This window comes from Eggerthella sp. 1_3_56FAA (assembly GCF_000185625.1).
GTDB classification, from domain to species: domain Bacteria; phylum Actinomycetota; class Coriobacteriia; order Coriobacteriales; family Eggerthellaceae; genus Eggerthella; species Eggerthella lenta.
Genome location: NZ_GL622580.1, coordinates 528,298 through 537,187 on the forward strand (window position 1 = coordinate 528,298; position 8,890 = coordinate 537,187).

An 8,890-nucleotide genomic window follows, 5' to 3' on the forward strand; every position below is an offset into this window, starting at 1 on the left:
GCCCCGCGCCCCGCGCCCCGCGCCCCGCGCCCCGCGCCCCGCGCGCGGTTAGTTGGGGAAGGCTCCTTGCGCGTTCGGGGTCGCCATCGTCTTTAAGCACCGCCCCCTGATGTATACTGCGGTTATTCAAATTTTGTTTGAATAGTCGGCGGAAGGCGAGGGCGTTATGGGGCGGGCGATGGATCAGGTGTTGCTGCAGGAAGCGGTCGAGTTGGCGCGCAAGCTTTGGCACGCGTACATCATCGAGCCTTCGGACGAAAGCGTTCAATTCATCGTGGACACCATGGATCCGCAGAATCTCTCGCTCATCGGCACAGGAAAGCACGAGCTCTATGTCAACCTCGAGGCGTTCTTCGCGGGACTCGAGCGCGATCAGGAAGAAGCTCAGGACATCACCTTCGAGATCCTCGACGAGTACTACGAGCCGCGCGCCATCGGCGAGGACACCTGCATCGTGTTCGGCACGTTGTGGGCGCGTGAGCGACCCGACCGTCCGAAACCGTTGCTCGTGGAAATGGACACGCGTTTCACGCTGGTATTCCGTCGCGAGGGCGACCGGTGGCTGCTGGTGCATCTGCATCATTCCACGCCCAATGTCGATCAACGGCGCGAAGAGTACTATCCGAAAACGGCTACCGAGCAGGCGAACGCCGCTTTGGAGTATTCCAAGGCTATGGAGCGCCGCGCCGAGCTTGATTCTATGACCGAGCTGTTGAACCATGCCGCGTTCGAGAAATATGTGGCAGCGGCGCTTGTCGAAGGCGGCGAGGGCAGCGCTTTCTTCATGATCGACCTCGACAACTTCAAAACGGTGAACGACACGTTGGGCCATCCTGAAGGCGACCGGGTCATCCAAGAGTTCGCCGACGTGCTGTTGCGCGTCTTCCCGCGCGATGCGCTGGTCGGGCGCATGGGAGGCGACGAGTTCGCCGTGTTCTCTACCTGCCCGCTTTCGGTAGAGGAAGCCCAATGCAAAGCGTGCGAGCTTATCGAGGCATGGGGATCGCATTCTGCTTCGCGTGCCGTAGAGCTGGGATGTTCGGTGGGCATCGTGCGCGTTGTGCGAGGCGAGACGTTCTTCGACCTCTATCGCGCCGCCGATTGCGCTCTGTACGCCAGCAAGGACAACGGAAAAGGCTGCTACAGCTGGTGATCGCCGTCGGCGCTGGGTCGCATGATAGCCGGTGCCGAACCGCCCTGCGCGCTGGTTCGTCTTGTCGTTCTGGCCAGAAATCGTAAGGCCGATATCGGAGCATCATCGCCCCAAAAACACGCTTCACGCGTTGAGGCGTGTTTTTGGGGCGATGATGCTTCCCGGGGAACTTGCGGGTTTGCAATCGCACGCCCTTCGCCTAGAATGGACGCATGGAATTCGCGAACGACAACGACATCCTCTCCTTCCCAGCCGTGGTTTCGGCGGGTCGATGGCTTTAGCTTCAAGACTCGCGCCCGCGGGCTTGAAGCATCCTCATATCCGGTAGAAGACCATCGTCCCAGAAGGGGATCATCATGCAGCTTACCAACGACCAGTTCGCCCTCATCAAGCAGCAGTTCGCCACGCTGAAGGAGCGCTCGGCGTTTTACGCCGCCAAGTTCGAGGGCATCGACCTCTCCGATGTGCAAACCCAGGAGGACTTCGAGAAGCTTCCGTTCTCCGAGAAGGACGACCTGCGCAACGCCTATCCGCTGGGCTTGCAGGCCGTGCCCGACGAGGAGATCGTGCGCATCCACAGCTCCAGCGGCACCACGGGCACGCCGGTCATCATCCCCTACACGCAGCAGGACGTCACCGACTGGGCCATCCAGTTCGCACGCTGCTACGAGACGGCGGGCATCACGAACCGCGACCGCATCCATATCACCCCCGGCTACGGCCTGTGGACGGCGGGCATCGGCTTCCAGCTGGGCGCCGAGCGCCTGGGCGCCATGACTATCCCCATGGGGCCGGGCAATACCGAGAAGCAGCTGCGCATGATGCAGGACCTCAAATCCACCGTGCTGTGCGCCACCAGCTCCTACGCGCTGCTGCTGGCCGAGGAGATCGCCGAGCGCGGCATCCGCGACCGCATCTGCCTGCGCAAGGGCGTCATCGGCAGCGAGCGGTGGGGCGACAAGATGCGCCAGCGCATCGCCGGCGAGCTGGGCGTGGAGATCTACGACATCTACGGCCTGACCGAGGTGTACGGCCCTGGCATCGGCATATCGTGCGACGAGCATCACGGCATGCACATTTGGGACGATTACGTGTACGTGGAAGTGGTCGATCCCGACACCGGTGCGCCCGTGCCCGACGGCGAGGTGGGCGAGCTCGTGCTGACCACGCTGCGCAAGCAGGGCGCCCCGCTCATCCGCTACCGCACGCACGACCTCACGCGCATCATCCCGGGCGACTGCAAGTGCGGCTTCGGCCATCGCCACCCGCGCATCGACACGCTGACCGGCCGCACCGACGACATGTTCAAGGTGAAGGGCTGCAACATCTTCCCCGCCCAGGTGGAGGAAGTCATCGCCGCCACCGACGGCACGTCCAGCGAGTACCAGGTGATGATCGAGAACATCAGCGGCAAGGATGTGCTCACCGTGCTGTTCGAAACCCCGCTGCAAGACGAGGCGAAGGCGCGCGCCGAGGAGGAGCTGGCCCTCATCTTCAAGGCGAAGTGCGGCTGCACTCCCGATGCCAAGGGTGTTCCCATGGGCGAGTTGCCCCGCTCCGAGAAGAAAACGAAGCGCATCTTCGACAGCCGATACTAGTCGCAAAGCGGAGCTTTCTCGTACGTGGAGGGAGGCACCCTGACGGGCTGCCTCCCTCTTTTTGCGCGCGAACCGCCTTCTTTTGTGCAAGCTAGATGATGCGGAAGCTTCGGATGCCTTCCGGATGTTTCACGTGAAACATCCGTTCGGCGGCGGAGGGGGATTTGCGAATTTTTTGCATGATGGGGGCGCTCCACTATGGTAGAGTATGCGCATGCATTCCGCGAAGGGACATACCGCCGTCGAACAGCGCTGGCAGCTTCAGCTCGCCGTCGCGGCTGTGTGCCGCTCCCTCGCTCCGCGTCCCGCGGACTCGCTTGTAACGGTATTCGCTGCGCAGCCGGCTTCGCCCCACGCGTCCGATGTCGCCGCGACGACCGGCGCAATCGACGCGGTCAGCGCTGTCGCCCATCGTGCGGCCGATGCCTCTGACGCGCCCCTGGCCGGTCGAACCGCCTACCGTGCCGTTTCCTATTATTCCTATCGATACCTCTAGCACATGGGTTTGCCCGTGGTGCTTCGTCGGCGTCGTGCCGACGGGCGTTGCGTTCCGGCAAAGTCATGTGCGCCACCGCGCGGGCCTTTCCCGACGCGATGTTCCACGTGAAACAATTCATCGCATTGCAGTGCGACAAAGGAACAAATGTTTCACGTGAAACATCCGGTCGCGGAACACGAAGCAAAACGGGGCTCGCTTTCTTGGGGAAGAGCGCCCGCCGACGGGCGGCGCGCATGAATCGATAGGAAGACTCATGATCGAAAAGATATGCATGGTGCTTATTTTCGTCGGCGTGGCGGTGGGCGTCGGCATCTACTGCCGACGACACACCGGAAGCGTCGACGGGTTCATCCTGGGCGGCCGCAACGTGGGGCCGTGGTTGAGCGCGTTCGCGTTCGGCACCAGCTACTTCTCCGCCGTCATCTTCGTGGGCTACGCCGGTCAGTTCGGTTGGAAATACGGCGTGGCCGCCACGTGGATCGGCATCGGCAACGCCATCCTGGGAAGCTTGCTGGCCTGGTGGGTGCTGGGCCCGCGCACGCGCGAGATGACGCACCGCCTGGGCGCGTCCACGATGCCCGAGTTCTTCGGCGCGCGGTTCCAGTCGAAGGGTTTGCGCATCGCGGCCGCGGCCATCATCTTCGTGTTCCTCATCCCGTACACGGCCAGCGTGTACAACGGCCTGTCGCGCCTGTTCGGCATGGCGTTCGGCCTGCCCTACGAGGTGTGCGTCATCGGTATGGCGGTTATCACCTGCGTGTACGTGGTGCTGGGCGGCTACATGGCCACGGTGATGAACGACTTCATCCAGGGCATCGTCATGCTGCTGGGCATCGTTGCCGTCATCGTGGCGGTGCTGGTGAACAACGGCGGCTTCACCGAGGCCCTCACCACGCTGTCGCTTATTCCCGCCGAGGGCAGCGAGATGGCCGGGCCGTTCGTCAGCTTCTTCGGGCCGAACCTGCCCGATCTCATCGGCGTCATCGTGCTGACCAGCCTGGGCACGTGGGGTCTGCCCCAGATGGTGCAGAAGTTCTACGCCATCAAAAGCGGTCCCGCCATCAAGCAGGGCGCCATCATCTCCACGGTGTTCGCCATGGTAGTGGCCGGCGGCAGCTACTTCCTGGGAGGGTTCGGCCGCCTGTACGGCGATCAGGTGGAGATGACCGCCGCAGGCACGCCGGTGTACGACTCTATCATGCCCACCATGCTGTCCACGCTGCCCGACCTGCTCATCGGCATCGTGATCGTGCTGGTGCTGAGCGCGTCCATGTCCACGCTGTCATCGCTGGTGCTGACGTCGTCGTCCACGCTGACGCTCGATCTGCTGAAAGACAACGTGGTGAAGAACATGAGCGAGAAAAAACAGCTGGTGTACATGCGCGTGCTGATCGTGGTGTTCATCGTGATCTCGGCGGTGATCGCGCTGGTGCAGTACAACTCGTCCATCACGTTCATCGCACAGCTGATGAGCATCTCGTGGGGCGCGCTGGCCGGTTCGTTCTTGGGGCCCTTCTTCTGGGGGCTGTACTCGCGTCGCGTGTCGCGTCCGGCTGTGTGGGCCAGCTTCATCGTGGGCGTGGGTCTGACCACGGGCAACATGATCGCCGGGTTCGTGGGCACGGCATTCATCGCGTCGCCCATCAACTGCGGCGCCATCGCGATGGTGCTGTCGCTGATCATCGTGCCGGTGGTCAGCTTGTTCACGAAGCGCGTTGAGTTCGAGGTCGACCCGCCGCACGTCGAGGGAGCCATCGACCGCGAATACGAGCAGGAGCTGGAAGCGGAGTAGTTCTGAGCCGAAGCTTCGAAACCTCTGTCGTCTCAAAGTCTGCGGGACGGCAGAGGGCGCTTCGCTCCAAGAACACGCTTCAGCGAACGAGACGTGTTCTTGGAGCGAAGCTTGCATCTCGGAAGCCGTTTGCCGCCGATGTCTCGCATGAAGCACCGGCTTGCTTCGCGAGCGTATCGCGCGAAGCGCTGGTCACGACCGCCCGTTTGGCACATTGCGCCCGAAGAGGCTCCTTATCAAGGGTCGCGCTGTTCCGTCTGACGGTCTTCCGTGCAGCCCGTCGCGCCCCGGATGGCGAAAACCCATCGAATTCGGAAGCTATCGCGCGCGTCGCGCTTGTTCGGCGCGAGGTTTCGCGCAAGGTATCCTCTGCGACCAGGCATTATGCGGGAGGGGTTTTCGCCGCGCGGCTACGCCGCGGGCGAAATTTCCGAATTCGATGGGTTTTCGCCATCCGGGGGAGCCTTCGACTGCGCGGATAACTCGGTGCGCAACGCTGCCGAGGGCGATGCGTCGAACCGGCCGGTTCGAACGGGTGTTTCACATGAAACACCCGTTCGTCTTGGGTGGTGGCACCGCGCTCCGTCTACGGCTCGCATCAGCGCGCCGCGCGATGGCTTGTGTGCTGTTGGGGGTTAGGGAGGATTCCTATTCGACTCGCGACTCGGAACTTCCAGCCCCTGAGTACTCTGCGCTCGTTCCGTCCCTGCGTTCTCGCGCCTCGCGGGAGCGAAGGGGGCGGTGGCTTGCGTTCCGCGGTATACTGTCAGCCAGTATCGGCTTTCGTGAAAGCGCGCGCATGATCTTCCAGCTTGCTCTCATATACTTTCCCGCGTTGGTGTTCGGGTTTCTGTTCGTCAAGAACTACCGCAAGGAGCCGCGGCAGTTTCGCAACGCGCTGTACTTCCTGCTGCTGTGCCTGCTCGCGCTATACGGGCTGTCCATCCAGTTCGAGCTGCCGTGGCTGGTGCTCATCGGCTTGGCGGCCATTCCGTTCGGCACGGTGGCGCTGGTGGTGTTCCTGCTGGCGAACACGTTCGTGGTGGTGAAGCGCGAAGGCCTGTCGCTGTCGCATCTGCTGCCGGGCCTACTGGCGCTTTGCGTCGTGATGGCGTGCGTGGGCGGCCCGGTGCTGCTGTTCGTCCAGGCGCCGCCCATCGTGCTGGCGTTGGCGCTGCTGGTGCTGATGGAGGGCTCGTACGTGGCGTTCACGTTCGCGGCCCTGCTGCTGTATTCGTGGTTGTACCGCCGTCTGCCTAAGCGCCGCGATTACGATTACATCGTCGTGCACGGCGCCGGCCTGTCGGGCACGAAGCCCACGCCCCTGCTGGCCGCGCGCCTGGACAAGGCCGTCGAGCTATGGGAGGCCGACCACCGCCGCGCCGTCATCATCGCGTCGGGCGGCCAAGGAGCCGACGAGGCGGTATCGGAGGCCGAGGCCATGCGCACGTACCTCGTCGAGGAGCGCGGCGTGCCCGCCGATGCCGTCATCGAGGAGGACCGCTCCACCACCACGATGGAGAACCTGCGCAACTCCAAAGCCATCATGGACGCGCGGTCGGGCGCGGGCGCGTACCGCGCCGCGGTGGTGACCAGCGATTACCACGTGTTCCGTACGGCCGAGTACGCGCACAAGATCGGGCTGGCCGCCGACGGCGTGGGCAGCAGGACCGCGCGCTACTTCTGGCCCACCGCGTTCATCCGCGAATACGTGGCCGTCAGCAACGCCCACCGCTGGCCGTTCGTGGTCATCTTCGTGTTCTGGCTCCCTTTCGCCGCCATCGCGCTGTTCCAGCTGTAACGCGCTTCGCGCCCGCGCCCGACGTCGCACGGCCTAACGCGTCGCGCTCGCACCTGCGTCTGACACGCGTGGCTCCTCGCATTCGCGCTTGCACTTGCGCCCGACGTCGCGCGGCTCGCGTTCGCGCTCGCACCCGCGCCCGACACGCGCGGCTCCTTGCGTTCGTGCTCGCGTGCTTCGTCGATCGAAAACATCGGCGTTTTCGCCCCCTCGGGCGCGCTTGTCCTTGTATACTTAGGAAACTGGTGCCGAGCGGCGGCGATTCGGCCTGCGTCCTCAAGCATCGCGTTGGGAGAAGCGCGGCGAGGGTGAAGGCGGAACCACGTGCATGCCGTTCGGCGAATAGCACGACGAAGGGGATCATATGGAAGGATTCGACCTCATCAGCACGGGGGTATGGTCAATCATACCGCCGATTCTTGCGCTGGGTTTGGCGCTGATCACGAAGGAGGTGTATTCCTCTCTGGCCATCGGCGTGTTCGTGGGCATGGTGATCTACCAGTTCTCGCTCAACGGCGTGGGCGTCGAGCCGCTGGTGGATTCGTTCACCATGGTGCCGCAGATGATGGCCGAGCAGATAGCCGGCAACGGGGCGCTGCTGCTGTTCCTTGCGTTATTGGGCGCGCTCGTGGTGGTCATCGCGGCCGCCGGCGGATCGCGCGCGTACGCCGAGTGGGTGTCTACGCACATCAAGAACGCGAAGATGGCGCAGATTCTCACTGCGGTGCTGGGCATCATCATCTTCGTGGACGACTACTTCAACTGCCTCACGGTGGGCGCGGTCATGCGCCCCGTCACCGATCGATTCAACATCAGCCACGAGAAGCTGGCATGGATCATCGACTCCACCGCGGCGCCTATCTGCATCATCGCGCCGGTGTCGTCGTGGGCCGTGGCCGTAGGCGGCTACCTGGGCGAAGGCGGTTTCACAACGTTCGTCCAGTCCATCCCGTACAACTTCTATGCGCTGCTCACCATCGTGTTCGTCTTCTTCATGTGCGCTACCAAGAAGGACTTCGGCCCCATGCGCGTTGCCGAGGCCGAGGTGCAGAAGCCGGCCGACCAGCAGCATCGTATTCCGTCGAAGGACAGCGCTCTCGAGTCGATGTCGACGGTGGGCATTTCCGATCCGAACGCGGCCGACGCGCTGCCGGCGAAGCTGGATACCATTGTAGCCGAGGAGGACGAGCTGGACGAGGCTGCGAAGGTGGCCGTCGAAGAGTTCAAAGGCATGGCCATCTCGGACAAGGGACGCGTGTTCGACCTGATCATTCCCATCATCGTGCTCATCATCTTCTCGATTCTGGGCATGCTGTACGCGGGCGGCTTCTTCCAGGGCGTCGACTTCGCCACGGCTGTGGGCGAGAACCCGGTGTTCGGCCTGTGCATCGGCGTGTGCGTGGCGCTGGTGGTGACGGCGGCCATGTTCCTGCCGCGCAAGCTGATGACGCTGTCGGGATACATGGACGGCGTGGCCGAGGGCGTGCGCTCCATGGTGGGCGCCATCATGATCCTCGTGCTGGCATGGAGCCTAGGCGGCACGTGCCGCTACCTGCTTGGCACGGGCGAGTTCGTCAGCGGCTTCCTGAACAGCATCGGCGTGGGGCTGGCTCTGCTGCCGGTGGTCATCTTCGTGGTGGCGGCGTTCATCGGCTTCGCCATGGGCACGTCGTGGGGAACCATCGCGCTGATCCTGCCCATCGTGATCGGCGTGTTCCCGGCGCAAGATCCGCTGTTCCTCGTGGCCATCGGCGCCACGCTGGGCGGTGCGGTGTACGGCGACCATGTGTCGCCTATTTCGGATACCACTATCCTGTCGTCGGCGGGCGCGCAATGCAACCACCTGCGCCATGTGGCCACGCAGCTGCCGTACGCTTCGGTGGTGGCGGCCGTGTGTCTGGTGGGCTACATCATCGCCGGCTTCACGGGCAACCCGTGGATCGCGCTCGTCGTGGGCGCCGTGCTGATGATCGCGGCTGTGCTGGTGCTGAACCGCTCGAAGTACGGGGCGGTGAAGGCGTAAGCGCGAAGTCAATACGATCGGAGA

At 63.6% G+C, this 8,890-nt stretch carries 5 protein-coding genes; all 5 read left to right on the forward strand.

The window, feature by feature from the left end; all coding sequences use genetic code 11:
- Window positions 1-178 precede the first annotated feature (178 nt).
- Window positions 179-1,153: a diguanylate cyclase domain-containing protein gene (locus tag HMPREF1023_RS07675; RefSeq protein WP_226844487.1), complete on the forward strand. Its 975-nt coding sequence runs from the start codon at window positions 179-181 to the stop codon at window positions 1,151-1,153.
- Between the two features lie 356 nt (window positions 1,154-1,509).
- A complete protein-coding gene (locus HMPREF1023_RS07680; protein WP_009305637.1) occupies window positions 1,510-2,751 on the forward strand; it encodes a phenylacetate--CoA ligase family protein in 1,242 nt (413 codons plus the stop codon).
- A 752-nt stretch (window positions 2,752-3,503) separates the two neighbouring features.
- Window positions 3,504-5,042: a sodium:solute symporter gene (locus HMPREF1023_RS07685; RefSeq protein ID WP_009305638.1), complete on the forward strand. Its 1,539-nt coding sequence runs from the start codon at window positions 3,504-3,506 to the stop codon at window positions 5,040-5,042.
- Window positions 5,043-5,841: 799 nt separating this feature from the next.
- Window positions 5,842-6,843, forward strand: coding sequence for a YdcF family protein (locus tag HMPREF1023_RS07690; RefSeq protein ID WP_009305639.1), 1,002 nt, complete (start codon window positions 5,842-5,844; stop codon window positions 6,841-6,843).
- Between the two features lie 364 nt (window positions 6,844-7,207).
- The gene (locus HMPREF1023_RS07695; RefSeq protein ID WP_009305640.1) at window positions 7,208-8,866 is read left to right on the forward strand and encodes a Na+/H+ antiporter NhaC family protein; all 1,659 of its coding nucleotides are present in this window, start codon (window positions 7,208-7,210) and stop codon (window positions 8,864-8,866) included.
- Window positions 8,867-8,890 lie beyond the last annotated feature (24 nt).